The organism is Flavobacterium cyanobacteriorum (genome assembly GCF_002251835.1).
GTDB lineage: Bacteria > Bacteroidota > Bacteroidia > Flavobacteriales > Flavobacteriaceae > Flavobacterium > Flavobacterium cyanobacteriorum.
Genome location: NZ_NOXV01000225.1, coordinates 1 through 23,498, shown reverse-complemented (window position 1 = coordinate 23,498; position 23,498 = coordinate 1). Strand labels below are relative to the sequence as shown.

19 protein-coding genes are annotated in these 23,498 nt (G+C 43.5%); 5 read left to right on the top strand and 14 right to left on the bottom strand.

Features of this window, described 5'->3' with window-relative positions; genetic code table 11:
• Nucleotides 1-355 precede the first annotated feature (355 nt).
• Nucleotides 356-703, top strand: coding sequence for a toxin-antitoxin system YwqK family antitoxin (locus tag CHU92_RS05885; RefSeq protein WP_094413559.1), 348 nt, complete (start codon nucleotides 356-358; stop codon nucleotides 701-703).
• A 34-nt stretch (nucleotides 704-737) separates the two neighbouring features.
• Here the strand turns inward: CHU92_RS05885 and CHU92_RS05880 are convergent, their stop codons facing one another.
• The 10 genes from CHU92_RS05880 to CHU92_RS05835 all read right to left on the bottom strand — a co-directional run bounded on the left by CHU92_RS05880 (nucleotide 738) and on the right by CHU92_RS05835 (nucleotide 13,328).
• Nucleotides 738-1,856 carry a PepSY-associated TM helix domain-containing protein gene (locus CHU92_RS05880; RefSeq protein ID WP_094413555.1) on the bottom strand — a complete coding sequence of 373 codons (1,119 nt, stop codon included), beginning with the start codon at nucleotides 1,854-1,856 and terminating at the stop codon, nucleotides 738-740.
• Nucleotides 1,856-4,297 carry a TonB-dependent receptor gene (locus tag CHU92_RS05875; RefSeq protein WP_094413553.1) on the bottom strand — a complete coding sequence of 814 codons (2,442 nt, stop codon included), beginning with the start codon at nucleotides 4,295-4,297 and terminating at the stop codon, nucleotides 1,856-1,858. The genes CHU92_RS05880 and CHU92_RS05875 overlap by 1 nt, the downstream gene beginning before the upstream one ends.
• A gap of 252 nt (nucleotides 4,298-4,549) precedes the next feature.
• Entirely contained in the window at nucleotides 4,550-7,726 is a 3,177-nt protein-coding gene (locus CHU92_RS05870) for an efflux RND transporter permease subunit (RefSeq protein ID WP_094413551.1), read from the bottom strand.
• 68 nt (nucleotides 7,727-7,794) lie between these two features.
• Entirely contained in the window at nucleotides 7,795-8,859 is a 1,065-nt protein-coding gene (locus CHU92_RS05865) for an efflux RND transporter periplasmic adaptor subunit (RefSeq protein ID WP_094413549.1), read from the bottom strand.
• Between the two features lie 2 nt (nucleotides 8,860-8,861).
• On the bottom strand, nucleotides 8,862-10,202 hold the full coding sequence (locus tag CHU92_RS05860; protein WP_094413557.1) for a TolC family protein: 1,341 nt from the start codon (nucleotides 10,200-10,202) through the stop codon (nucleotides 8,862-8,864).
• Nucleotides 10,203-10,274: 72 nt separating this feature from the next.
• Nucleotides 10,275-10,871 (bottom strand): TetR/AcrR family transcriptional regulator, encoded by a 597-nt coding sequence (locus CHU92_RS05855; protein WP_094413547.1) that lies wholly within the window; start codon nucleotides 10,869-10,871, stop codon nucleotides 10,275-10,277.
• 66 nt (nucleotides 10,872-10,937) lie between these two features.
• Nucleotides 10,938-11,546, bottom strand: a complete 609-nt coding sequence (locus CHU92_RS05850; protein ID WP_094413545.1) for a TetR/AcrR family transcriptional regulator — start codon at nucleotides 11,544-11,546, stop codon at nucleotides 10,938-10,940.
• 96 nt (nucleotides 11,547-11,642) lie between these two features.
• Nucleotides 11,643-12,023 carry a DoxX family protein gene (locus CHU92_RS05845; RefSeq protein ID WP_094413543.1) on the bottom strand — a complete coding sequence of 127 codons (381 nt, stop codon included), beginning with the start codon at nucleotides 12,021-12,023 and terminating at the stop codon, nucleotides 11,643-11,645.
• A gap of 1 nt (nucleotide 12,024) precedes the next feature.
• A complete protein-coding gene (locus CHU92_RS05840; RefSeq protein ID WP_094413541.1) occupies nucleotides 12,025-12,660 on the bottom strand; it encodes a class I SAM-dependent methyltransferase in 636 nt (211 codons plus the stop codon).
• 71 nt (nucleotides 12,661-12,731) lie between these two features.
• On the bottom strand, nucleotides 12,732-13,328 hold the full coding sequence (locus CHU92_RS05835) for a Crp/Fnr family transcriptional regulator (protein ID WP_094413539.1): 597 nt from the start codon (nucleotides 13,326-13,328) through the stop codon (nucleotides 12,732-12,734).
• A 116-nt stretch (nucleotides 13,329-13,444) separates the two neighbouring features.
• Here CHU92_RS05835 and CHU92_RS05830 point away from each other — a divergent pair, with 116 nt between their 5' ends.
• Complete coding sequence (locus CHU92_RS05830; RefSeq protein ID WP_094413537.1) at nucleotides 13,445-14,419, top strand: polyprenyl synthetase family protein; 975 nt, start codon at nucleotides 13,445-13,447, stop codon at nucleotides 14,417-14,419.
• Nucleotides 14,416-14,769, top strand: a complete 354-nt coding sequence (locus CHU92_RS05825) for a hypothetical protein (RefSeq protein WP_094413535.1) — start codon at nucleotides 14,416-14,418, stop codon at nucleotides 14,767-14,769. Before CHU92_RS05830 ends, CHU92_RS05825 begins: the two co-directional genes overlap by 4 nt.
• Here the strand turns inward: CHU92_RS05825 and CHU92_RS05820 are convergent.
• The 4 genes from CHU92_RS05820 to CHU92_RS05810 all read right to left on the bottom strand — a co-directional run bounded on the left by CHU92_RS05820 (nucleotide 14,753) and on the right by CHU92_RS05810 (nucleotide 19,064).
• Nucleotides 14,753-17,386: a carboxypeptidase-like regulatory domain-containing protein gene (locus CHU92_RS05820; RefSeq protein WP_094413533.1), complete on the bottom strand. Its 2,634-nt coding sequence runs from the start codon at nucleotides 17,384-17,386 to the stop codon at nucleotides 14,753-14,755. The genes CHU92_RS05825 and CHU92_RS05820 overlap by 17 nt on opposite strands.
• Nucleotides 17,383-18,108, bottom strand: coding sequence for a GLPGLI family protein (locus tag CHU92_RS05815; protein ID WP_094413531.1), 726 nt, complete (start codon nucleotides 18,106-18,108; stop codon nucleotides 17,383-17,385). The genes CHU92_RS05820 and CHU92_RS05815 overlap by 4 nt, the downstream gene beginning before the upstream one ends.
• A gap of 144 nt (nucleotides 18,109-18,252) precedes the next feature.
• Nucleotides 18,253-18,426, bottom strand: coding sequence for a hypothetical protein (locus CHU92_RS15810; RefSeq protein ID WP_165764593.1), 174 nt, complete (start codon nucleotides 18,424-18,426; stop codon nucleotides 18,253-18,255).
• Nucleotides 18,427-18,572: 146 nt separating this feature from the next.
• Complete coding sequence (locus CHU92_RS05810) at nucleotides 18,573-19,064, bottom strand: hypothetical protein (protein ID WP_243389559.1); 492 nt, start codon at nucleotides 19,062-19,064, stop codon at nucleotides 18,573-18,575.
• Nucleotides 19,065-19,227: 163 nt separating this feature from the next.
• On the opposite strand from CHU92_RS05810, the gene CHU92_RS05805 reads away from it, so the two are divergent.
• A complete protein-coding gene (locus CHU92_RS05805) occupies nucleotides 19,228-22,023 on the top strand; it encodes a 2-oxoglutarate dehydrogenase E1 component (protein WP_094413527.1) in 2,796 nt (931 codons plus the stop codon).
• Between the two features lie 51 nt (nucleotides 22,024-22,074).
• The gene (gene odhB, locus CHU92_RS05800; protein ID WP_094413525.1) at nucleotides 22,075-23,337 is read left to right on the top strand and encodes a 2-oxoglutarate dehydrogenase complex dihydrolipoyllysine-residue succinyltransferase; all 1,263 of its coding nucleotides are present in this window, start codon (nucleotides 22,075-22,077) and stop codon (nucleotides 23,335-23,337) included.
• Nucleotides 23,338-23,498 lie beyond the last annotated feature (161 nt).

The window sequence follows — 23,498 nt, the reverse complement described above, 5'->3', positions numbered from 1 at the left end:
TTTATTGATTTTTAATCAATTATGTTTTTTGTCGTGTACTAAAAAAAGTTTTCTTAAAAAATGGAGAGTTTAATTGTTATGCCACGCCTTGCACTTTGAACACCTCGGCAACTCACACAAAAGCTTGTTTACAAGCGTTTTTTGTAAAGCAATATTACTGCCCGGGTAATGAAAATTCAATTAAAGAAGATCTTTATTGTAATGGTGCCTGCGTTAATAGGATTGACAACAGTAACAGTCAGGAAAAGTTAAATTTTATCTAATGTTACCAAATTGTTAAGCAAATGTATCTTAAATGTAAAAATATTGTTTTATATTCGTACTGTAAATGTATAACCATAACACAAAACTGATTATGAGAAAGATTATTGTTGCCGGATTACTGCTATCAGCATTTGTAGTAACTGCCCAAAATGCACCAAAGTACCAGATAGAAAATAAAATGGTGAAAGCCACATATTATTATGATAACGGGCAGGTGAAGCAGGAGGGCTTTTATAAAGACGGTAAACTGCACGGAAAGTGGGTAGCTTTCAATGAGGACGGAACCCGCCAGGCTATTGGGGAATATAACAATGGTGCCAAAACCGGCAAATGGTTTTTCTGGAGCGGCACTACACTGAATGAGGTGGACTATGCTGACAGCAGGGTTGCCGAAGTTAAAAAATGGTCGAACAGCAGCAATGCTGTAGTTGCTAAATAACCTTAAGAATATTCATGTCTGAAAAGGCTGTGGCTCAAAGCGCAGCCTTTTTCTTTTTTTTACCCATTTTGTTTCTCCTTCCCCACCATATTATCAACCCGGTTACAGGCAACATTGCGGCCATAAGGCTGGCCAGGAAGGCTATAATTTTTCCTGTGAGCCCAAAATACTGCCCGGTGTGCAGGCCATAGCTCATTTCCCGGAGTTTCATGCCCGTGCTTTTATCTTCATACCGCTGTACTTTTATAACTGCGCCGTCAGAAGGGCGAAAAAAAAGATTAGTCTGATGGTCATACTCAAGCGCATCAGGGTAAGAACCTGTCACTATCGGTGCTTTAGCCCCTTTGTCCCATATAAAATACATGCCTTTTGTCGGCGCAAGCCGGAGTGTCTGCTCAAAAGCTTTGTCCAGTGCCGCATGCGGGTCTTTCCGGGTGAGCGTAGTGTCTACAACAGGTTCGGCATGCTCTTCAGGATAGTCTTTGCCAAGGTTACCCCCATAGTATATGGCGTCTTCTGCCCACTCGTAGGCAAAATTTAAACCCGTAATGGCAATAATAAGCGCCACAACCGAAATATAAAATCCGGTAACGTTATGCAGGTCATAATTGATACGCCGCCACCTGGCCTTCCATTTCACCAGCAGCCGGTCTTTAAGGTGTTTTTTTCTTTTTGGCCACCACTGGATAATGCCGGTGATTAGCAGGAAGATAAATATAATAGTGGCTATGCCTACAACATGCCTCCCTACTTGGGGGGGCAGCAGCAGGTAAAGATGAATCATTTCCACTATATAAAAAAAATCTTCCTCAAGGTTTTCGGTATGCAGGTGGGCGCCGGTATAGGGGTTATAATACACATAATGTGGCGCTTCATTGATGGTGCTGTAGACCATGGCCGGCCTTCCTTTGCCTGCGTAAATTACCATTGACGCGTCCGCTCCCGGATACCGCTCCAAAGTTTGCTTTTGCAGTTTCGATGGCGCAACATAGGGCTTTTTTTCTTCCAGTACTATACGCCAGCCGCGGGTAATGTCTTTTATTTCATCATGGAAGCAATAGATACAGCCCGTGATGCTCACTATAAATACAATAAGCCCGGACAGTAGCCCGAGCCATTTGTGTATAAACCGTATCTTTTTTTTGAACCCCATTAAAATTTATACGTTATACTGCCCATAAACGTCCTTGGCGCCTGCACATTAATTGTAGTATATCCGTTAAAATAAAGTTCGTCAGTAAGGTTATTGGCTTTTACCGCTATCCTGTACTTTGGCTGTTCATAAAAAAGGGACGCATTAAGTACTGTATAGGACGGAAGCTCAAAACTTTCCGAACCTGTTATGGCGCCATTGGTAATTGTGTTGTAATTATAAATAAGGCTTTCGCTGGCATAGTTACCGCCGAAACCAATACCTAAGCCTCTAAGCCTGGTAGTCTGCAGGTTATAGCTTACCCAGGCATTAGCAAGGTTTTGCGGGCCTGCCGTTACCGGCCTCAGGCCATTCACATTTTGGGCCGCATTTACCATCTTACTGTCGTTATAGGCATATCCCAGTAATAAATTCAGGCCGGGAATAGGATTGGCAGTAATTTCAGCCTCTACGCCTTTGCTTCTTTGTTTGCCATCCTGTACGGTCAGAGTAGCATTTACATTGCGCACAAGATTATCAACTTCTATATTATAATAGCTTATCGAAGCATTCAGCCTGTTGTCAAAGGCATTTGCCTTTATACCAAATTCCAGCTGGTTAGCCTGCTCCGGCTCGAAAGTGTCCGGATTTATACCTTCAGCAATAATGCCCGCATTGGGATTCAGTACATTCCTGAAACTGTTTTGGTAATTCGCAAAAACCGACAGCTGGTCCTGTATTACCTGGTACACAATACCAAACTTTGGGGAGAAAGTGTTCTGAGCGAAACTTCCTGTAGTGGTATTAGTAGCCGGGTTATACACGCCCCTGTTCTGGAAGCTGTCAAAGCGTACGCCTGCCGAAACAAGAAGCTTATCTGTAATATTAATTACATCTGAAATATATGCGCTGTAGACGGTGTTGTTAGTCCTGCTGTTAAATACATTAGTTGAATTTTCAAAAAGCGCTTCAATTGCTGACTGATTGAAGTTGTAGTAGTTGGCCACAGCCCCGGTGTAATCAACGGTATCAAATTCAAAAAATCCGGTATTAAATAAAGTCCGTGAAACTTCGTCCTTAACATAATAAATATCCCCACCAATCAACATCCTGTTTTTAAGGCCGGCCACAGTAAAAGTACCATTAAAATTCTGCTGGAATTCCAGTACATTGCTTGTGCCGTCTACCCTCCAGGCGTTTCGGGACATCTGGTTGCCCGGCTTCAGGTAAAACCACGCCTGGGGGCCGTTTGCCCTGTTAGTGCTTGTAGTAATAACAGACTGGGAAGTCCATTCATCCGAAATTTTGTAAAGCACTTCTGCAAATATGTTCGAGCTCCTGGTTTTAGTGATGATGTCACTGCCATAGAAAGAACGCCTGAAATCTATGTTGAGGCCATCAGCGCTATTGAAGCCAAGTCCCGATGGTGTTGCCGTCCAGTCAAGATATATAGCATGGAACGCAGAAGCATCAAGCCTGTAAAGTTCAGCCTCTATATTGGCGGTAAGCCTGTCACTAAATTTATATGTAAATGAAGGCGCTACAAAGTAACTTGTGGATGTGCCGTAATCCTGGAAAGTTTCGGCAGTATTATAGGCGCCGTTAATGCGCAGTAGTGCCGATTTGTCCTCATTAACAGGTGTGTTTACATCTGCACTGAGGCGGTTAAAGCCATAGCTTCCGGCCTGGAAATTTACTTCGCCGGCCCATTGTTCAAATGGCTTTTTGGTAACCCGGTTGATAAGCCCACCATATGAAGTAAGGATGCTACCAAAAAGCGTGGCCGAAGGGCCTTTGATTACTTCAATCCTGTCAAGGTTCGCAGCATCGGCATTAGCCAGCACTGCTCCGGCAATTCCATTCCTCACGAGGCTCTGGGTCACGAAACCCCGGGATGCGTAATATGCACCGCCATCTCCGGCACGCCCCGTTGCTGACCACAACTGGTACAGGCCCGGTACGTTCTTAAGGGCATCGTCCTGGGTGGTTACAAGCTGATCATCCATAAGCTCTTTAGTTACTATGTTGTAAACCTGCGCATTTTCTACATTTTTTAATGGCATCCTCGAGACATATGGTGTTTCGGTGCGGGAAAACTTATTCGCTTTACCGGCCTCTATAATTACTTCCTCAAGTTCCTGGCGGCTTACAGACAATGTAAAATTCCTTGTCGCCGCATCTCCTTCTGTCACTGTTATGCTTTGTTCAACGGTTGTGATGCCTAATCCCGAAACGGTAATGGTGTAATCCCCGGGCTTAACATTATTTAGCAGGTAATAGCCCTGTTCATTACTAACCGTGCGGTACGAAGTGCCTTTTAATATTACTGATACATTTTCTGCGGGCGTATTGTCACTTAGTACAATGCTACCGCTTATACTGTTGCGGCTTTGTGCCATCATCATTACAGACTGAAGCAGCATAAGGCCAAACAGCATTGTTTTTTTGGTTAAAATATTCATGTTTGCTTTGTCAAATTGTTTTTTCAGGCGCAAATGTAAGGGGAGGATACCATACAAGTCAATTTATTTTTAATTATTCTAAATAAATTATATTTAATCCTGTTTTACTATATTCAGTATAATTTATTTAACATTTATTTATGAATTATACATCTTTTTAGTACGAAACTTGTTCTCCTAAACAGAACATGCCTAAAATGCAAAAGGCTGTCTAAAAACAAACAGCCTTTTTTTAAAAATTGACAAATACAATTAATGTTTCGTGGTAAACCCGTCTTCGCTTAGTTCACGGTGTTCATAATCGGCTACCATGAGGCTTTCATAATCCGGTTTTTCTTTTTTCGAAAACCTCCTGATGAGGCTGTCAAATATGGAATATACCACCGGTACAATTACCAGTGTGAGGAAAAGGGAGCTTATCAACCCGCCTATAATTACCCATGCAAGGCCATTGTTAAGTTCTGCTGCACCTCCGGATGCCACTGCAATGGGCAACATACCAAATACCATGGCAATTGTGGTCATCAATATGGGGCGTAGACGGGCATGGTTAGCCTGTATCAGTGCCTTATATGTAGTTTCACCTTCCGCTTTCCGATGGTTTGTAAAGTCAACCAGTAATATGGCATTCTTACACACCAGCCCGATAAGCATGATCATACCCAGTATAGTAAAAATATTAAGCGTATTATTGGTGAGCGCAAGTGCCCATAACGCGCCAATGAAGGACAGCGGTACCGAAAACAATACCACGAACGGGTACACGAAGCTGTCGTAAAGCGCTACCATTACCAGGTAAACTAATATAATCGCTGCCAGTAACGCGAAGCCAAGCGTACCGAAACCTTCCTGGCTGTTTTCTATTTCACCGCCCCATACATAGCCTACACCTGCAGGACGGTTCAATTTGGAAAACTTAGCTTCCCATTCTGAAGCTACAGTGTTTACTGATTTACCAACAGTTTGTGCCTGTATGGTTACTGATGCGCTTTTGTCACGACGTTCCAGCAAACTTGGGCCTGAGCCTTCGGTTACATTTGCAAACTGTGACAATTTTATTTGTTGTCCCGTATCATTGATAAAGACCAGCTCTTTCACATCATTGATGTTTGTACGGTTAAATTCGTTGAAACGTATGTTGATGTCATACTCATACTGCCCGGCACGGAACTTACCATCAGTATTGCCGTTAAAAGCAGTCTGCATGGTAAGCCCCACAGTCTGCAGGTTTAGTCCCAGCGCTGCCATTTTATCGCGGTCAACCTGTACATTCACTTCAGGGCTACCACCTTCGGTAGTCAGTTTAATTTCTGTTGCGCCCTTAATTTTAGCAAGTTCTGCTGCTGCAGCCTGAGCAAAAGCCATGGCACTTTCCACATCATTGCCTGTAATGGTTAGGGCAAGGGGAGCGTCATCAGCACCACCAACAATACTTACCGGAACTGTTTTGATTTGGGCTCCTACTACTATTTTTTCAAGTTCACGCTTAGTTTTGGCGGCGTAAATAAAGGTATTGTCCGCACGGTCTTCCCTGTCTACAAGGGTCACGGTAATCTCAGATTTGTAGGGTGTTGACTGTACTCCGGAAAAACCACCGCTAATTTGCCCTACGGTAGTAATGAGGCTCTTAACCTCCTTTTGCCGGCTAAGGTATTGCTCTACTTTCTGGCTGGCAAAGTTACTCTCTTCCAGAGAGGCATCTTTTGGCAGCTCCAGTTGTACAATGAACTGCCCCCGGTCCATTTTTGGGAAAAATTCCCCGCCTATAAATCCGGCGCCAACAAGGAAGAAAGACCCGAAGAACAATATAATTACAACAAGAAGCGACACTATTTTACGGCCTCTTGATTTTAAAGACCATGCCAGGATGCCTGACACCCAGTGTGTGAATCTATCAAGGCCTTTTTCAAAACCAAGAATGATTTTACCAAACAGGCTTTTTCCTGTGATATGTTCCAGCCTGCCATAACGGGATGACAGCCAGGGTATAAGTGTAAAGGAGGAAAGGAGTGACAATGATGTGGCAATAACCACAGTAACACAGAACTGTGATATAATATTAGACACGAAGCCCGTGCTTAGCGCAATTGGCAGGAACACCACCACGATTACAAGCGTAATGGCTGTTACCGTAAAACCGATTTCTGCAGTACCGTCAAAAGCCGCCCGAACGCGGTTTTTGCCCATCTCCATGTGGCGGTAAATGTTTTCAAGCACCACAATGGCGTCATCTACAAGGATACCTACCACAAGCGACAACCCAAGTAAACTCATTAAGTTAAGCGTATAACCCATGAGGTATATGCCTATGAATGTAGCAATAAGTGATGCCGGGATAGAAACCATTACGATAAGCGCGTTCCTGAGGCTGTGCAGGAAAAACAGCATCACGAATGCTACCAGGAATACAGCTATAAAGAGGTCATGTATTACCCCGTCTGCAGCTACCAGCGTGAATTCACTCGTGTCATTAGCAATAGCCAGCTTAACACCTTCTTTGGAATAATCTTTTTCAATTTTAGCAATAGCGGCACGCAGTTCTTCACTTACTTTTACCGCATTTGCGTCGGACTGTTTGATGATTTGTAAGGCGATGGCGCTTTTCTGGTCCACACGCGAAACTTTTTCGGCTTCTTTCTGCGCGTCCTGGACATCAGCAATTTCGCCAAGCCTTACCTGTATGCCGTCTTTATTAGATACTACCAGCTTACGCATTTCTTCTACACTGCGGTATTTGCCTGATAGGCGTACAAGCATTGTACTTTCCCTCGTCTGTACATTACCGGTAGGGAAGTCCAGGTTGCTGGAAAGTATGGCCTGTTGTACCTGTGGTATAGACAATCCGTAACCTTTTAGTTTTTCCTGGTCGAGGCTGACCTGTATCTCCCGCTCCTGGCCACCAACTAAAGTAACCTGTGCCACACCATTTACACGGGCAAGCAGCGGCTCAATCTTTTTATCTAACAGGTCATAAAATGCCACTTCATCCATATTGGCAGTGGCACCCAGTGTCATTACCGGGAGGTCACTAATAGAAAATTTACTTAAAGAAGGCGGGTCAACATCTTCCGGGAGGTCTTTTTCTATCGCATTAATTTTACGCTGGGCATCATTGAGTGAATAGTCGGCATCTGCTTCAGACTCTAAGGTAACCATTACCAGAGATAAACTTTCGTATGATTTAGACTCTACTTTCTTTACAAGTTCCAGTGATCCTACCGCGTCTTCTATTTTACGGGTCACGGTATTTTCTACTTCACCCGGTGATGCACCCGGATATACAGTAGAGATGGTAACCACATTGGTTTCAAATTTTGGAATTAATTCATAGCTCAGGTTACTGTAGCTAAAAAGCCCCCCGAGCGTAAGTATGATGAACAACACAATAATCAGTGTTGGCCGTTTTATGGATATTTCTGCTATTTTCATTTTTCTTTGGTTTAAAGTTTAAGGTTTAAAAGTTTTAGTCTGTGTTGCAGACATTACTTTTTTACACTTTACTTTATGGGTGCTACTTTAGTGCCGTCCTGCAGGTTAATCTGTCCGCTTACCACTACAACATCTCCATTATTAAGGCCACTTACCACTTCTACTTCTTCACCCAGTATGCGTCCTGATACAATTTTTGTAAGTTTTGCCACGCTGTCCTTAACCACAAAAACCTGGTTATTGCCCACACCACCTATAAAGGCATTACGGGGTATGGTTTTGATAGGCGCCTGTTTTGCCGTATTATTAGAAAATACCGCGCTGCCATACATACCTGCCCTAAGTTGATTGTCAGGGTTGCCTGCCACTTCTATTTCTATAGGGAAGTTAAGGGATTCGTCTGCCTTAGGGGCAATAAAGGATATCCTGCCTTTGAATTCTTTGTCGGGAAAAACACTGGCTGTGACCTTTACAACAGCGCCCTGCTTTAAATTAGCTACCTGCTGCTCATTAACAGTAACTTTAAGTTTAAGTTTTGAAACATCTACAAGGTCAAAAAGGTTTGTGCCCGGTGATACCACAGAACCCGGTTCAATGTAGCGCTTGTTTACGGTGCCGTTGATGCTCGATTTTATGGTAGCGTCGCCAAAATTAAGTTTTGCCTGGTCAAGCCTTGCTTTCGCATTAGCAACGGTTAATTTTGCCTGGTCAAGCTGCTGGCGCGTCACACCCCCTGTCTGGAAGGCATTTTCATACCGCTGCCTGTCAGTAATAGCATTGTTATAAGCTGCCTGAGCATTGGTAAGCTCTACAGAAAGCTGGTCGCCTTTTATTGTGGCCAGCACCTGGCCTTTGCGCACGGCATCGCCTTCATCTACCAGTACTCTTACCACCCGGCCCGAATTTTCTGCAGGAAACGACAGTTCTTGTACAGGTTCAAATGTACCGTTGGCAATATAATCTTCGTTTGGTGTACCGGTTTTTACTTCGGCAGTCCTTACAGCAACTGCCGGGTTCTTTTTCGAAACAATTTCTGTTTCTGCTTCATTTTTCGCTTTATTTCCGGATAAAATGTACACTATCAGCCCAACGGAAACAGCTGCGATAAGGATATATAAAAGTGTTTTTTTCATTGTTATTGGTTTATTAGAGTTTTTAATTCGCCTTTTGCCTTTATAAGCTGCACTTCGGCCAGCTTGAAGTCAAGCAGGGCAGAGGTGTAGTTGTTTTGTGCTTCGATATAAGAGTTTTCCGCATCAAGCAGGTCGGTAAGTGTTGCCAGCCCCTGGCGGTAATTGTTTTGTGTATTATCCAGTACTTCCCGCGCCAGTTTCACATTTTCTTTCTGGCTGGTTATGGTAATGATACTGTTGTTTATCTGTGTTTTTGCATTTTCAAAAGCCAGGTCGAGCGCCAGTTTAGTATCTTTAAGGTCTTCTTCTGCCTCTTGGAGGTCTATAGTTGCCTGCCTTACCCTGGCCCGTGTACCGAAACCGTTAAAAATTGGTACGCGCAGGTTTAGTGTTATCGAAGAAAAATCCGACCAGTACACACCGTCTGCCGGTTTGGCAAACCATGGAAATTCCGGCCCCTGCCCAATATAATTATAACTGGCCGAAAGCGACAGCGTAGGGTAATATTCTGCAATAACAGATTTACGCTGGTAATTAAGCAGCTCTTCCTGCTTTTTTAGCAACTGGTACTGTGTCCGCCGTGTGGCATCGGGTGTTTCGGTAAGTGCCACGGGGGTGAGTTCAAATTGCATTTCCGGAAGGGATATGGGTGTTTGTATGGACATACCCATATAGAACTTAAGAGAATTCTCCTGTAGCTGTACAGCATTGAGCAGCTGCTGACGCTGCGTATTTATGTTTATGAGGTTTACATTCATCCTGTCCAGGTCAATCTTCCGCGCCAAGCCATTTTCATATTGCCCTTTAATAATGTCACGTACTTTCAGAGTGTTGGCATAAGTATTTTCAATAACCAAGAGTTGCTGGCGCTGTACATAAACCTGGTAGTAGTTGTTAGCAACCCTCTCTATCACATCTTCTTCGGTGAGCTTTGCGTTTATCTGGTAAAATTCGCGAGTTGACTTTGCTGCCTTAAGCCCTGTAAAAACAGCCTGGTCAAATATGTTCTGTGTGAGGTTAACACCCGCTGTTGACGACCAGTCAAGCCCAAAGGGAATGAGTTGTACGCCGGCATCGGCAGGTGCGCCGGGGAATGCGCTTGCATCTATAGCCGAAAGCTGCAGTATGGGATTGTACGTGAGGCTACCATTGGCGCTGATATTGGGCAATGCACGGGAACGCACCTCCTGTATCTGGTAATTGCTGTTTTCAACGGCAAGTTTAGCTTTGCGGGCATCAGCCTTGTTCTGCAAGGCATATTCAATGGCATCTTTCAGCGTAAGCTCCTTAGCGGGTACCTGTGCCCGCAGCAATGGCGCCGCCAGAAGGACCATGAGCATCATAAGGCTTTTACGGGCCTTACCTGCGGTGTCATTTATGATCTTCATATATGGACTGTTATTAATTGATTGATGTTAGTTTATAAAAAGCATATTTAGTATTATCTCTTTCCTTTCTTCAAGAAGTTTATCAAACTGCTCGGTCGAAAAACCCATAGACTGCTCCAGCAGCGGTCGCATTGACACGGGAAATGAAGTAAGCGATATCATGTTTAGCATAAATTGCTCCGGGCGCATCCGTGCCACATTTCCTTTGTCCATCTCAATAGCAATTTCAAGATACATTTTGTCCAGCAGCCTGCTCATGGCTTCCGCATCTTCATAACAGCTTCCCTGGTTCATCTGGGTGACCATATAAATCTCCAGGTATGGGTATTCTTTGGCCTGGGTAAAAAATTCATCAAGAAACATTTCGATTTTCCGTTTCAGGGGCATGTCCGAAAATACGAGGGCATGTATGCGTTCATCTTCCTTCTTCTGCGCATCTTCAAAAACAAGGTTAAAAAGATTATCCCTGGATCTGAAATAGTAATTTATTAGTGTACGGTTCACACCCGCAGCATCTGCAATTTCCTGTGTGGTAGCATTAAAGCGCCCTTCTTTAAAAAAAACTTTTTTAGCAGTGTCTTTAATGAGTTTCTCGGTATCTGAATCCTCTCCTTTTGCTGACATTATTGTTTAACTTTTTAGTTTGACATTTTTGTCAAAACAAAATTATAGCCTTTTGATTTATACATGTTAAATATTTGTTAATTTTTTTAATTCTGTTTTCAGTATATCTAATCCTTTAGGTGTTGCTATGGCTTTAAGATGGTACTCAAGGTATTTTTTTGTTAGTTGCTGTGCATTAAAAAGCGATTGTGGAAAAATCTCGGTGTCTTTAATGCCCGTGAGGCCTGTGAAGTATATCCTTGATACAAATTCGATATCAATATCTTGCTGGTAAATCCCGGTTTCTATACCTTTTCTGAGGTTTTCTTTCATGCTGCCGTTCATCTTGCCAAACTGCAACCCCCTCAACGTCTGGTAGACCTCAGGGAAGAATTTCTGCAACTGGTAAAAGGGCGACACTTTTTCATCATTAAGGTGCTGCATTATAAAGTTCCTCACTTCAAAGATTTCCTCAATTGGATTTTTGCCCGCTTCATGAATTTTATCGATACCGGCTGAAATGGTTTCAAACAAATGCATGGCGCTTGCATTCACCAGTTCATTTTTATTGGCAAAATGCAGGTAAATGGTTTTTTTTGATATACCGAGTTCTGCGGCAATATCATCCATCGTTACACTTTTAAACCCAAGCCTCAGGAACATTTCTGTGGCCTTTTGTAAAATAATCTCTTTCATTGTTTCAGGTTCTGCGGTGCAAAGGTATTGAAGGAAACTTTAAATACAAAAAAAGTTTCCAAAGTTTATAATTTATTTTACAGGAAAGTTTTTACTTTAAAAGATGACAGGAAGGTTTGAAGCGAGCCGCCATGTACAGTAGGCTGTAAATACAACTGCCAGCAATACAAGCGGTTTTAACGCTTCGGTTATTTTTTTATCAATAACATAATAGCTCCAGCAAGCACAAATAAGCTCTATAGCCGCGCCTGACAAGGCCACTACTTTAAAAAGTCCGGGCAAAGGAAGCGCCAGCATAAGCGCGCCTACTAATTTTGCTGTACCCAGCAGGTATGCGAAATAAGGTGGATAGCCTAAACGTACTATGGCTTGGTGGATGAACTTTTTCTTACAAAAAATAGCTACCGATGCAGAAAGCATCCAGGCTATGACCATGAGGTGTGATGTATAATAGCCGGCTGTGATGACATTTTCCATATTAATGAAATTTGATTATAGATAATAATGCAGGTACTGAAACACCGTCCCTGTTAGTATATTCTGCGGGCTGTATTTCCAGTATTTCCCATGGCAGGCCGAAAACTTTGTGCAACTCAGGTTCTGTTACCAGCCTCGGCCCAAATCTGGATTTTGGGGCGCCGGACCCAAATGACTGGATGATGAAAAACCCACCGGGTTTAAGTACTTTGGTGATATTATCGAGATAAAGTGGAAGTTTCCCTGCCGGCACATTGTGGTACAGGCCAAAATCTGTAACGATATCAAACTCATTCTTAAAGCTGCTTAAGCTAAAGGCATCGGCTACACCAAAGTTTATACATGTATTTGTTTTTGAAGCTCTCTTTCGTGCTACTTTTATGCCGCTTGTAACATAATCAATTCCTGTAACATCGTAACCCTCTGTTGCCATATATATTGCATTGTCGCCTAATCCGCATCCTATGTCAAGCACCCGTTTACCCGGCAGCCTGCCTGAATTTACAAGTTTGACAAGGTCGGGTTGCGCGGCACTTACATCCCATTCGGCAAAATTAAGTTTGTAACTAAGGGTGAAATACATTTTCTGGGATAGTAAGCCAAGACGTAGCTTAAGCTCTTTTACTTTGTTTTGCATCGTAAATCAGGTTTTAGTGAGATGCAAAATTGGAAATCCCGGGAGTAAATCTACTGAACCAAAGTTAAGAATTAATCTTTGGGCTTAATAAGGCGCTTACGGAGGCGGCTCAGCGACTGGGGCTCAATTTCAAGGTAGGCTGCAATATGCTTTAAGGATACCCTCTGGAAAATGCCGGGCTCATTTTTTATAAGATGCAGGTATTTTTCTTCCGGCGTCCTCAGTTTTGCTTCAACCAGCTTGTTGAACAAGGCGGAATACATTTTTACGGCATTTATGGAATACCATTTCTCCAGCATCGGGATTTCTTTTTGTAAAACTTCAAAATTATTTTTGCTAATGCATAGCAGGGCGGTATCTTCCAGGGCCTGTATGTTTATTTTGGACGGCGTCTGCCCGTGGTAGCTTTCAATATCTCCAAGCCACGAATTCTCAAACCGGAAGAAAAGGGTATTTTCTTTTAAGTTATCATCAAAATAGAAATACCTTACGGCCCCTTTTACCAGAAATGCTTTAGATTTTGCAACTTCTCCCTGCCTGAGGTAGAAATCTTTTTTAGGGATGGCCACCTCTTCAAATTTTTCGCAAACCAGCTCGAGCTGGCTGTCATCAGTGCCGAAAGCCTCCCTGAACATGTCGGCCATAGCCTGGGGCAACACATCTTTCATTCGCAGGTTATTTTAATGATGCCGATAAACTTTATAAAGGTAAGATTTTTACATATACAATGGCATTGCTTTTGGCAGGAAATGTGAAAACCTTAATTTAGCAGAAAAATAAATTTATGCAACCCATAGGGTACTACCAGCAGCTTATCCACGATTATTTTACTACTGCGTCACTGCAAAAAGAACCTTTAAACCTTTATAAACCAATTCAGTATATACTTTCACTCGGGGGCAAAAGGATGCGGCCGGTGCTTACGCTCATGGCTGCCGATATTTTTGAAGGCGACTGTAAAAAAGCGCTTCCGGCTGCTGTCGCTGTTGAAATGTTCCACAACTTTTCGCTGGTACATGACGATATTATGGACGATGCGCCGCTGCGCAGGGGCCACCAGACAGTACACGAAAAGTGGGATATCAATACCGGTATCCTTTCCGGTGATGCCATGCTGATATTGGCTTACCGCTATTTTGAGGAGTATGAGCCCGAAGTGTTCCGAGAACTTGCCGCCCTGTTTAGTAAAACGGCGCTTGAGGTGTGCGAGGGCCAGCAATGGGATGTCGATTTTGAAGGCCGTAATGACGTCACTATACCTGAATACCTTAAAATGATCGAATACAAAACTGCGGTACTGGTTGGTGCAGCCATGAAAATGGGTGGTATAGTGGCCGGTGCGGCACAGCAGGATTGTGACCTGATTTACGATTTCGGGCTCAACCTCGGGCTGGCTTTCCAGCTGCAGGATGATTACCTGGATGCTTTTGGGGACCCTGAAACATTTGGCAAGCAGGTGGGCGGTGATATTATTGAAAACAAAAAAACCTACCTTTACCTGAAAGCAATTGAGCGGGCCGGCAATGAGGGACGGGAACAACTTTTGCAGTTATTTGCCTCGCAGCCTGAAAATACGGAAGCCAAAGTAGCAGCGGTTAAAGAGCTTTTTGTGTCAGCAGGGGCTGATGCGGCTACAAGGCAGGCTATTGAAGATTACACGTTAAAGGCGTTTGAAACCCTGGAGAAGATGAACATCAGCGCTGACAAAAAAGCGATGCTAAAAACATTTGGTGAAAAATTAATGCAAAGGAAAGTATGATTTACAGCCCGCCCGAAAATATGGACCTGCTGCTGAGCCAGGCACAAAAAGAAAAGCTTTATTATAACCTTGTGGAGCAGGTAAACAAAGACTTTTCACTGGCCAATGAGCCGGTGGATTTTAAGGGCAATATCACTCCCATAAACCTGAAGCTTGGCCTGCATGACAAGGTGTACCGCCTTATACAGGAAAAGTTTGCTGAATACTTAAACCTGCTTTATATTATTGATGTCCCTGAAAAAGAAATAAAAGCCCTTAATGGCGCCGACCTTTTTGAACTGGCCGAGCAGGTAACCTTCCTTATCCTTAAAAGAGAATGGCAAAAAGTGTGGTTTAGAAACCGAATGTAATTTTGACCAGCAGGAAACGCTCCAGGAGATTGTGCGAACCTGAGGTTGTACTATAATCTGAAACAGCAACAGTACTAAAAGTTTTGTACCCGGTGAGGTTCCTGCCTACTAATGCATATGTGAACTTTTTGTTGGAAGAAGTGTAGGTGGCTTCGGCATCCATAAAAAAATAGTTGGCATTAACTGATAGGTCCGGTGCGTAGAAATTGCCCGTAACTATGGCCTGCAGGTTTTTTATTGGCTTAATAATCATTTTTGTCTGCGCTGTAAACGATTCAAAGGTATTTTTGGTTTCTGTGCTGTCATATTCCGAGCGGAAGCCATTGCGGAGATAGGAAACATTTTGCTCCGCACTGATTGGCTTTATTATACGTTTCCGCAGTAGCAGGCTCGTTACAAAATTTGTACTCCGGACATCGCGCAGTTCAGAATTGTTAACAATGTTGCTGTAAAGCGAAAAATTAAGTTGCGAGGTAAGCCCGACTGTGGTGCGTATAGGATGAAAATATTCTTCAACTCTTAAGGTAGTACCAAAATTGGTACTCCCTATAGGGGCATAAAAGGTGTTTGCTACAACAATATCGCGGTTTACCTGCGTTTCAAAAAAGTAATTGGCAGGGCGGTAGGTATAATATATGCCGGCACCATATTGATTCATATCAAACGAATTACTGTAACTGTAATCAAGATTAAAAGCATGTTTTTTTATCAGGTCGAGCTGCGGGCTGTTGGATATAAAAGAACGGTAATTCGTCTGGATAATATTTGAAAATAAATTGTTTTCGTCCGGGGTTTCCTGTTGTAAAGCGTAGGTGAATGTTGCTTTGCTGTTTTTGTTGAAAAAATAGTTTGCTTTTACTTTAGGAGTCAGAAATAGTTGTTCCAGGTTCTGCTCGTCTGAAAGATTTTTTAAGCTGGCCCTAGTATAGTTTAGCCCACACCTGAAAACTAGCGAATACCTCTCGTTTTTATAGGAAAAAACATTTTCAAAACCAGCATTTTCAGTAGTATTACGCATAGCATTACTATAAAGGGTTTGCTGGTTATCCTGAAGCACTGAAGAAAGATCCGATCGCAATTCTTTTATTCCACGGCTGTAATCTGCAAACATGGCAACAAGGACATTTCCAAATTGAGTAAAATAAGAAATTCCTGCAACAATAGCTTCTTTGCTGAATGTGCTTTGCTGACTGTCTGAAGATGTGCCTTCGGAAACATTAATAACTGTTGGAGGGTTAATATTTAATCGCTGTGGCGAATGGCTGTTTGAATACAATAGGGAACCTGTTAATGCATGCCTGTCATTGATTTTGTATGTTGCTTTTAGCTCGTTTATGGTAAGGTAGTGTTCAGAACGAACCCTGCTTTGTTGCAGTAGGCCGTTATTGTTGCTGTTCTCATCAAATTCCCGGCGGTTGTAGTTTAGCTGTCCTACGTATTCCCAATGAAATTTTTCTTTTTCCTTATTGGCGTAAGATACATCTGCAACAAGCAGCTGCGGGCGTTTCACTAAATCATTGGTGTTGCGTGTAGTAAAAGTTTCCCCGGCGGCAGTAATTACAGAAACGTCTTGAGCCATGCGGGTAAACTTGTCGTTATAAACGGATAAGTCCGCTTTAAAAACCGACTGGCTACCCAGTTTATGGAGAGTATTTATGCTGGTAAAGAAATTATTGTTCCGGCGTGTGTACCGGTCACCGATTACCGATGTGAAGTTACCTTCTTCCAGCACGGCAGGCGCTTTGAAGAGTTCGTTTCTCCTGTCTGCTACAGAAGGCGTTGCGTTCATGAAATCATACGGTGTGTTATTTTGCCCGGTGTTATTGTAACTGGCAAGGCCAAACCCCTTTATCTTTTTATTAATCATCATTGCGGTAACAGCACCGTCATAACGGCTTTCTGCACCGTGGCCCAGAGTTGCCGTACCCGAAAAATCCGTTTTGCCTTTTTTCAGGACAATGTTCAAGGCCGTATCATCGCTATCGCGCAGCCCTTTAAGCAGGGAATTATCGTCATAATTTTCAATGCCCTGCACCTTGTCAATCATATCGGCGCTGATATTCCTGCTGCCCGTCACGTAATTAGCATCAAAAAGGTCATCGCCATCCAGCAACATCTTTTTTATGGGCTTACCTTTATATTTAATTTCCCCGGTATCTTCCACAACTACCCCGGGAAGTTTTTTCAGCACATCTTCTATTACTTTTTCGGAGCCGTCTTTAAATTTTTCGGGATTAAATTCCAATGTATCTTTTTTCCTTACAATTGGGGCATTATCTATTACCACTTCCTGAAGCATAATGGGTTTTTCCCGGAGTGTCACATTAATCTTAAGGCTGTTATTGCTAAAAGTATAGTCCTTCAGGGCAAAAGCCTGCGGATGATGCGATAAGGTTGATACCTCTAAGAATAATGAATCTTTGGGTTGTTTAAGTTCTATCCGGTAATAACCATTGTCATCTGTGCGGGTAAACTGCAAGACTACATTGTTCCGTGCTTTTAGCATGACCGGTGCCATAGGAATGACACCTGAAGAATCTTGTACTGTACCACTTATGACTTGCGAAAATGCTGGCAGGTAAAACCAGAGCATAATAAGGATGAAGTATTTCTTCATTCAATATAGTACTCTAAGAACCCTTTTGGCAGCGGGCTCGCTTTACCTGTTTCTCCTGTTATCCTGTGTAATGATTCTTCATACTTTTCACGGTACAATTCCCTGTACCTGTCAAAACTGATATATCCCTGCCCTTCATACGGGTTTTTGTATTCAGCTTTAGGTTTGCCGAGAACTATTTTGGTAGCTTTTACATGCAAAGAAGCCACTCGGTCGTCTGTGGACAGTTCGAGTATAAGCCCCGGTAAACCGGAAAATTTCCATGGCCCGTCAGAAACCGGTATTGAAGTAGTGTAGTAAACCGTATAATCCCTTCCTCGAAACCGGCAGGTAGCTTTTTGGCAAGTATAGCCTAAGATGTCTTTGGTTTCGTTATGCAGTTCCCAGTTGAAGCCGGAAAACAAATCCCGGATGGTAAAAAATTTAAAGCGTATGTGGTCTTTATACACGACGGTGTTGGCTTTAAGGTCTTTATAATACACCGAATTATCGCCATCTAGATTAATTATATTAATATTGCTGTCAGCTGGGTTTCCCATGCGGCTGTTAGCAAAGTCTTCTTCATACAGTGAATGATTTCCGTTGCCGTCAAGAAACGAAAAGAGAGTCGTTGTAAGGTTAATTTCTTTAGCCACCTGTTCCATCGAGTAGGTAACGGAATAACCTTGGGCATTCTGGTTCCACACGTGGAATACCAGAAATAAAAGTATTATTTTTTTCATAAATAAAGTGGCACTATGCTAACATAATAACATAGTGCCTTACTAACGTTTATGGTTTTTTCAGGGTTTTATCTTCAGGCTTTAGGGCTGCTTTAGCTTCAGGATTCCTGTCAAGAAGAATTGCTTCCGCAGCAGCACAATTTGTTAAAAAGAAAAAGAACTACAAACTGTTTCTGAGTCAACTGGCTTTCCCTTGTAAGATAATGTTGCGGTACAACAGGTTAAATCTTTTTTTGGAAGTTCTGTTTTAGGTTTTTCATTAGTTGCAAAAACTGATGTCACAACTACTAATAATGCAGATAAAAAAATTTTTTTCATTTGTAATTAAATTATGCGCCATTATGACCTTGCGCGGTTAGTTTGCGGTCTTAAATTATGCTCTGTCAAATATATCTTACAAAATACTTTAATGCAGATATTTAACAAATTTTTAACTTAATTTATTGTCATTGTAGTTAATTTTTTTAAAAATATAACCTCACAAAAGGCATAAAAGCCGTGCTGTATACAAAATCGTTATCATCAAAAAGCACGTTATACCGCACCCCCGCAATCACGCTTCCGGCCCTGTAGCCTGCCCCGAGGAACAAGGCCGTGTTCCAGAAGTTATCTTTATAAGGGCCTGAAATGCTATCATCGGCATCAAGGTTCACGCGAAGCTGCTCCACTTCTGCCGAGAGTTGCAGTTCTTCAATTGGGTTTATAATACCTATAACAGAACCGCCATATAAGAATGAGGTATAGCGGGCCAGGTTGCTGTTGTCTTTTACATAGCTCCCCTGCAGCCCAAGCCCGGCACCTACATATTGGTTAAACTCGTATATGGCCATAGGCGCTACACTTATGTTGGTATAGCCGCTGCCAAACCCTGCACCAAGTGCCCCGCCAAAGCGTACCCTTTCCCAAAAACCGTAATTATCCTGCGCCTGCAAGGCCTGTGTGGCAACCAGTAGCATAATTGCTAGTGAAGGTTTTGTTAAAAAATTGAAGATGACCCTTTTCATAGCTGTATCATAAAGAATGTATCAACATAAATGTATAAAAAACAATGCAGGATTATTGCATTTATTGTACTTTTGCGTAAAATTTTTCAAAACACAAGTCTAAAAGGACACAAGTATGGACAGGTTTTCATTCTTAAATGCAGCACATACTGCTTTTTTCGCAGATTTATACGACCAATATATAGAAAATCCGGACAGCGTAGAACCAAGCTGGAGAAGTTTTTTCCAGGGTTTTGATTTTGCCAATGCCAGCTATGGCAGCGGCGAATACTACGAAGCGGAGCAGCCACAGCAACAGGGTGCCGCGCCAACGCAGCCTGTAAGCGATTATTCAGGCATACCTGAAAAATTACAGAAAGAATTTAAGGTACTGAACCTCATTGAAGGATACCGCACCCGCGGGCACCTCTTTACAAAGACCAACCCCGTAAGGGAAAGGAGGATATTTAAGCCAAACCTTAGCCTGGAAAACTTCGGGCTTAGTGATGCCGACCTTGATACTGTTTTTGATGCAGCCAAAGAAGTAGGCCTGCAGCCCACAACCCTGAGGGAAATAGTGGATCATTTAAGGAAAGTGTACTGCCAGCATATAGGTATTGAGTACATGTACATCCGCGACCCGGAGATCCGCAAATGGATACAGAACAGGCTGTCGGTAAACCATAACCAGCCTGATTTTTCTGCCGAACAGAAAAAACATATACTTTCCAAGCTTAATGAAGCCGTTTCTTTTGAAAATTTCCTTCATACCAAATATGTAGGGCAAAAGCGCTTCTCACTGGAAGGGGGAGAGTCATTAATACCTGCGCTTGATGCGCTTGTTGAAGCTGCTGCCGAAAAAGGGGTGGAGCATTTTGTTATGGGTATGGCCCACCGCGGCCGCCTTAATGTGCTTGCTAATACGTTTGGCAAATCTACTTCCGACATCTTCAGCGAGTTTGACGGTAAAGACTATGATGATGACGCACTGTTTGACGGCGACGTAAAATACCACCTCGGCTTAACTGCCGACAAGGTAACCAAGAGTGGCAAAAATATAAATATGAACCTTGCGCCAAACCCTTCGCACCTTGAAACTGTGGGTGCCGTGATTGAAGGTATTGCAAGGGCAAAGCAGGACAGGTATTTCCCGGATGATTTTTCAAAAGTACTTCCTATAGCGCTTCACGGCGATGCAGCTGTGGCAGGCCAGGGCATTGTATATGAAATTGTACAGATGGCCAAGCTTGACGGTTACAAGACCGCGGGCACTATCCACGTAGTGATAAATAACCAGGTGGGCTTTACTACTAACTATCTTGATGCGCGTTCCTCTACCTATGCTACCGATATTGCCAAAGTAACCCTTTCGCCGGTACTGCACGTTAATGCTGATGATGCAGAAGCTGTGGTACACGCCATGCTTTTTGCGCTTGACTTCAGGATGCAGTTTGGCAGCGATGTGTTTATTGACCTGCTGGGTTACCGAAAATATGGCCACAACGAAGGCGATGAGCCGCGTTTTACACAGCCTAACCTTTACAAGATCATTGCAAAGCACAAGAACCCGCGCGATATTTATGCTGAAAAGCTTATTGCTGCCGGCGTTATTGATACTAATTATGTAGCGGGGCTGGAAAAGGAATACAAAGCCAAGCTGGAGGAGAACCTTGAAGCATCAAGGAAAAAAGAACTTACAGTAATAACCCCGTTCATGCAGAACGAGTGGGAAGGGTTTAAGCAGGCTGGTGCGGAAGACATGCTGAAGAAGTATGACACCACTTTCCCGAAAGAAAAACTTACAGAAATTGCTTCTGTTATTACAGAGCTTCCTAAAGACAAGAAATTTATAAGCAAGATACAAAAGCTGGTGAATGACAGGAAAGCGATGTATTTTGAAAATGATAAGCTGGACTGGGCTATGGCCGAACTGCTTGCTTACGGATCGCTGCTTACCGAAGGGTACGATGTGCGCATTTCAGGGCAGGATGTGGAAAGGGGTACTTTCTCTCACCGCCATGCCGTTATGAAAGTAGAAGAATCAGAGGAAGAAGTAGTGCTTCTAAACCAGCTGAAAGACCAAAAGGGCAGGTTCTATATTTACAACTCACTACTTTCGGAATATGCGGTTGTAGGGTTTGATTATGGCTATGCTTTAGCAAGCCCCAAGACACTGACTATATGGGAAGCACAATTTGGTGACTTCTCCAACGGTGCCCAGATTATGATTGACCAGTACATTAGTGCTGTAGAGGATAAATGGAACAACCAGAACGGGCTTGTAATGCTGCTACCCCATGGTTACGAGGGCCAGGGCGCTGAACACTCATCAGGCCGCATGGAGCGTTACCTGCAGCTTTGCGCCAACCACAACATGTATGTGGCTGACTGTACCACTCCGGCTAACTTCTTCCACCTGTTAAGGAGGCAGATGAAAACGGAGTTCCGGAAGCCGCTAATAGTATTCACACCAAAGAGCTTACTGCGCCACCCGGATGTAGTTTCCACAGCAGATGAATTTGCCGGCGGTTCGTTCCGGGAAGTGCTGGATGACCCTGTTGCCGACCCTAAAAAGGTAAAGTCACTGGTGTTCTGTACCGGTAAATTCTACTATGACCTTGTGGCCGAGAGAGAGAACCTGAAGCGTGATGATGTTGCCTTTGTAAGGATAGAGCAGCTTTTCCCGCTGCCGGCAGAACAGCTTAAAGAGATCATTGCGAAATATAAAAATGCCGATGATTATGTGTGGGCGCAGGAAGAGCCACGTAATATGGGTGCTTACGGCTATATGCTGATGAACTTTACGGAGGTGAAACTAAGGGTAGCATCGCTTAAAGCCTACAGCGCACCTGCGGCCGGAAGCTACACCCGTGCCAAGAAACGCCATGCCGCTGCCATTGCCATGGTTTTTGACAAGAATTTGTTTAATTAATTGTATTTTTGATTTTCAATAGAATAGCAACACCAATAAAATTATACGGACATGATTTTAGAAATGAAAGTTCCTTCACCGGGGGAATCGATTACAGAAGTTGAAATTGCAACATGGCTGGTAAAAGACGGGGACTATGTAGAAAAGGACCAGGCTATTGCCGAAGTGGATTCAGATAAAGCTACCCTTGAGCTTCCTGCCGAAGCCAGTGGTATCATCACATTAAAAGCGGAGGAAGGCGACGCTGTTAAAGTGGGCCAGGTAGTTTGCCTTATTGATACCGGCGCAAGCCCCCCGGCCACCAAAGGGGGAGATGCTTCACAAGAGAACGCACCTAAAGCAGAAGAGAAGAAAGAAGATAAAAAAGAAGAAGCTCCTAAAGCGGTTGAGGCTGCTAAAGCTACCCCTTCGGGGGCGGGGGGGGCTCCAACCTATGCTACAGGCACACCTTCGCCGGCGGCCAGGAAAATACTTGAAGAAAAGGACATTGACCCTGCAACTGTAACCGGAACCGGCAAAGGCGGCAGGATAACCAAGGATGACGCTGTTAACGCCAAAGCCTCAATGGGTACGCCTACAGGAGGTAACCGCGGTTCAGAGCGCAGCAAACTGTCAATGTTAAGGAGAAAGGTAGCAGAGCGCCTTGTTTCGGCTAAAAATGAAACCGCCATGCTTACCACTTTCAATGAGGTGAACATGACGCCTATCAACCAGATAAGGAATGAATATAAAGATGCCTTTAAAGCAAAACATGGCGGTTTAGGCCTCGGCTATATGTCGTTCTTTACCAAAGCGGTTGTAAGGGCTTTGCAGTTGTTCCCTGATGTTAACTCCATGATTGATGGGGACTACAAAGTATCTTACGACTTCTGTGATATTTCAGTAGCCGTATCAGGGCCCAAAGGGCTTATGGTGCCGGTAGTAAGGAATGCGGAAGCACTGAGTTTCCGCGGCATTGAGGCAGAAATCAAGCGCCTTGCCACACGCGCCCGCGACGGGCAAATAACGGTGGATGACATGACAGGGGGCACCTTTACCATATCAAACGGCGGGGTGTTCGGCTCCATGCTTTCTACGCCAATCATCAACCCGCCACAGTCAGGCATCCTTGGTATGCACAACATTATTGAGCGCCCTATTGCCGTTAACGGCAAAGTAGAGATACACCCCATGATGTACGTAGCGCTGTCCTACGACCACAGGATCATTGACGGCCGTGAGTCAGTAGGTTTCCTGGTTGCGGTTAAAGAAGGGCTGGAAAACCCGGCCGAACTGCTCATGGACAACAACCCTAAAAAAGCGCTGGAACTATAACCAGCCCCGTATAAACCAACAAATCCCGCCACTCCGGCGGGATTATTTTTTTATGGCCATGCTCCCTTAGACAACAGTGGAACCGTAAAGGCTTACTTACTGTTCCCCGATTTATTTTTTGGGCGTGTCCCTGCGGGCCGGGCTTTCCGCTGTATCTTTTT

Coding starts and splice junctions, on each gene's coding strand:
- CHU92_RS05885 (WP_094413559.1), top strand. CDS start 356: ATGAGAAAGATTATTGTTGCCGGATTACTGCTATCAGCATTTGTAGTA.
- CHU92_RS05880 (WP_094413555.1), bottom strand. CDS start 1,856: ATGGGGTTCAAAAAAAAGATACGGTTTATACACAAATGGCTCGGGCTA.
- CHU92_RS05875 (WP_094413553.1), bottom strand. CDS start 4,297: ATGAATATTTTAACCAAAAAAACAATGCTGTTTGGCCTTATGCTGCTT.
- CHU92_RS05870 (WP_094413551.1), bottom strand. CDS start 7,726: ATGAAAATAGCAGAAATATCCATAAAACGGCCAACACTGATTATTGTG.
- CHU92_RS05865 (WP_094413549.1), bottom strand. CDS start 8,859: ATGAAAAAAACACTTTTATATATCCTTATCGCAGCTGTTTCCGTTGGG.
- CHU92_RS05860 (WP_094413557.1), bottom strand. CDS start 10,202: ATGATGCTCATGGTCCTTCTGGCGGCGCCATTGCTGCGGGCACAGGTA.
- CHU92_RS05855 (WP_094413547.1), bottom strand. CDS start 10,871: ATGTCAGCAAAAGGAGAGGATTCAGATACCGAGAAACTCATTAAAGAC.
- CHU92_RS05850 (WP_094413545.1), bottom strand. CDS start 11,546: ATGAAAGAGATTATTTTACAAAAGGCCACAGAAATGTTCCTGAGGCTT.
- CHU92_RS05845 (WP_094413543.1), bottom strand. CDS start 12,023: ATGGAAAATGTCATCACAGCCGGCTATTATACATCACACCTCATGGTC.
- CHU92_RS05840 (WP_094413541.1), bottom strand. CDS start 12,660: ATGCAAAACAAAGTAAAAGAGCTTAAGCTACGTCTTGGCTTACTATCC.
- CHU92_RS05835 (WP_094413539.1), bottom strand. CDS start 13,328: ATGAAAGATGTGTTGCCCCAGGCTATGGCCGACATGTTCAGGGAGGCT.
- CHU92_RS05830 (WP_094413537.1), top strand. CDS start 13,445: ATGCAACCCATAGGGTACTACCAGCAGCTTATCCACGATTATTTTACT.
- CHU92_RS05825 (WP_094413535.1), top strand. CDS start 14,416: ATGATTTACAGCCCGCCCGAAAATATGGACCTGCTGCTGAGCCAGGCA.
- CHU92_RS05820 (WP_094413533.1), bottom strand. CDS start 17,386: ATGAAGAAATACTTCATCCTTATTATGCTCTGGTTTTACCTGCCAGCA.
- CHU92_RS05815 (WP_094413531.1), bottom strand. CDS start 18,108: ATGAAAAAAATAATACTTTTATTTCTGGTATTCCACGTGTGGAACCAG.
- CHU92_RS15810 (WP_165764593.1), bottom strand. CDS start 18,426: ATGAAAAAAATTTTTTTATCTGCATTATTAGTAGTTGTGACATCAGTT.
- CHU92_RS05810 (WP_243389559.1), bottom strand. CDS start 19,064: ATGCTACTGGTTGCCACACAGGCCTTGCAGGCGCAGGATAATTACGGT.
- CHU92_RS05805 (WP_094413527.1), top strand. CDS start 19,228: ATGGACAGGTTTTCATTCTTAAATGCAGCACATACTGCTTTTTTCGCA.
- odhB (WP_094413525.1), top strand. CDS start 22,075: ATGATTTTAGAAATGAAAGTTCCTTCACCGGGGGAATCGATTACAGAA.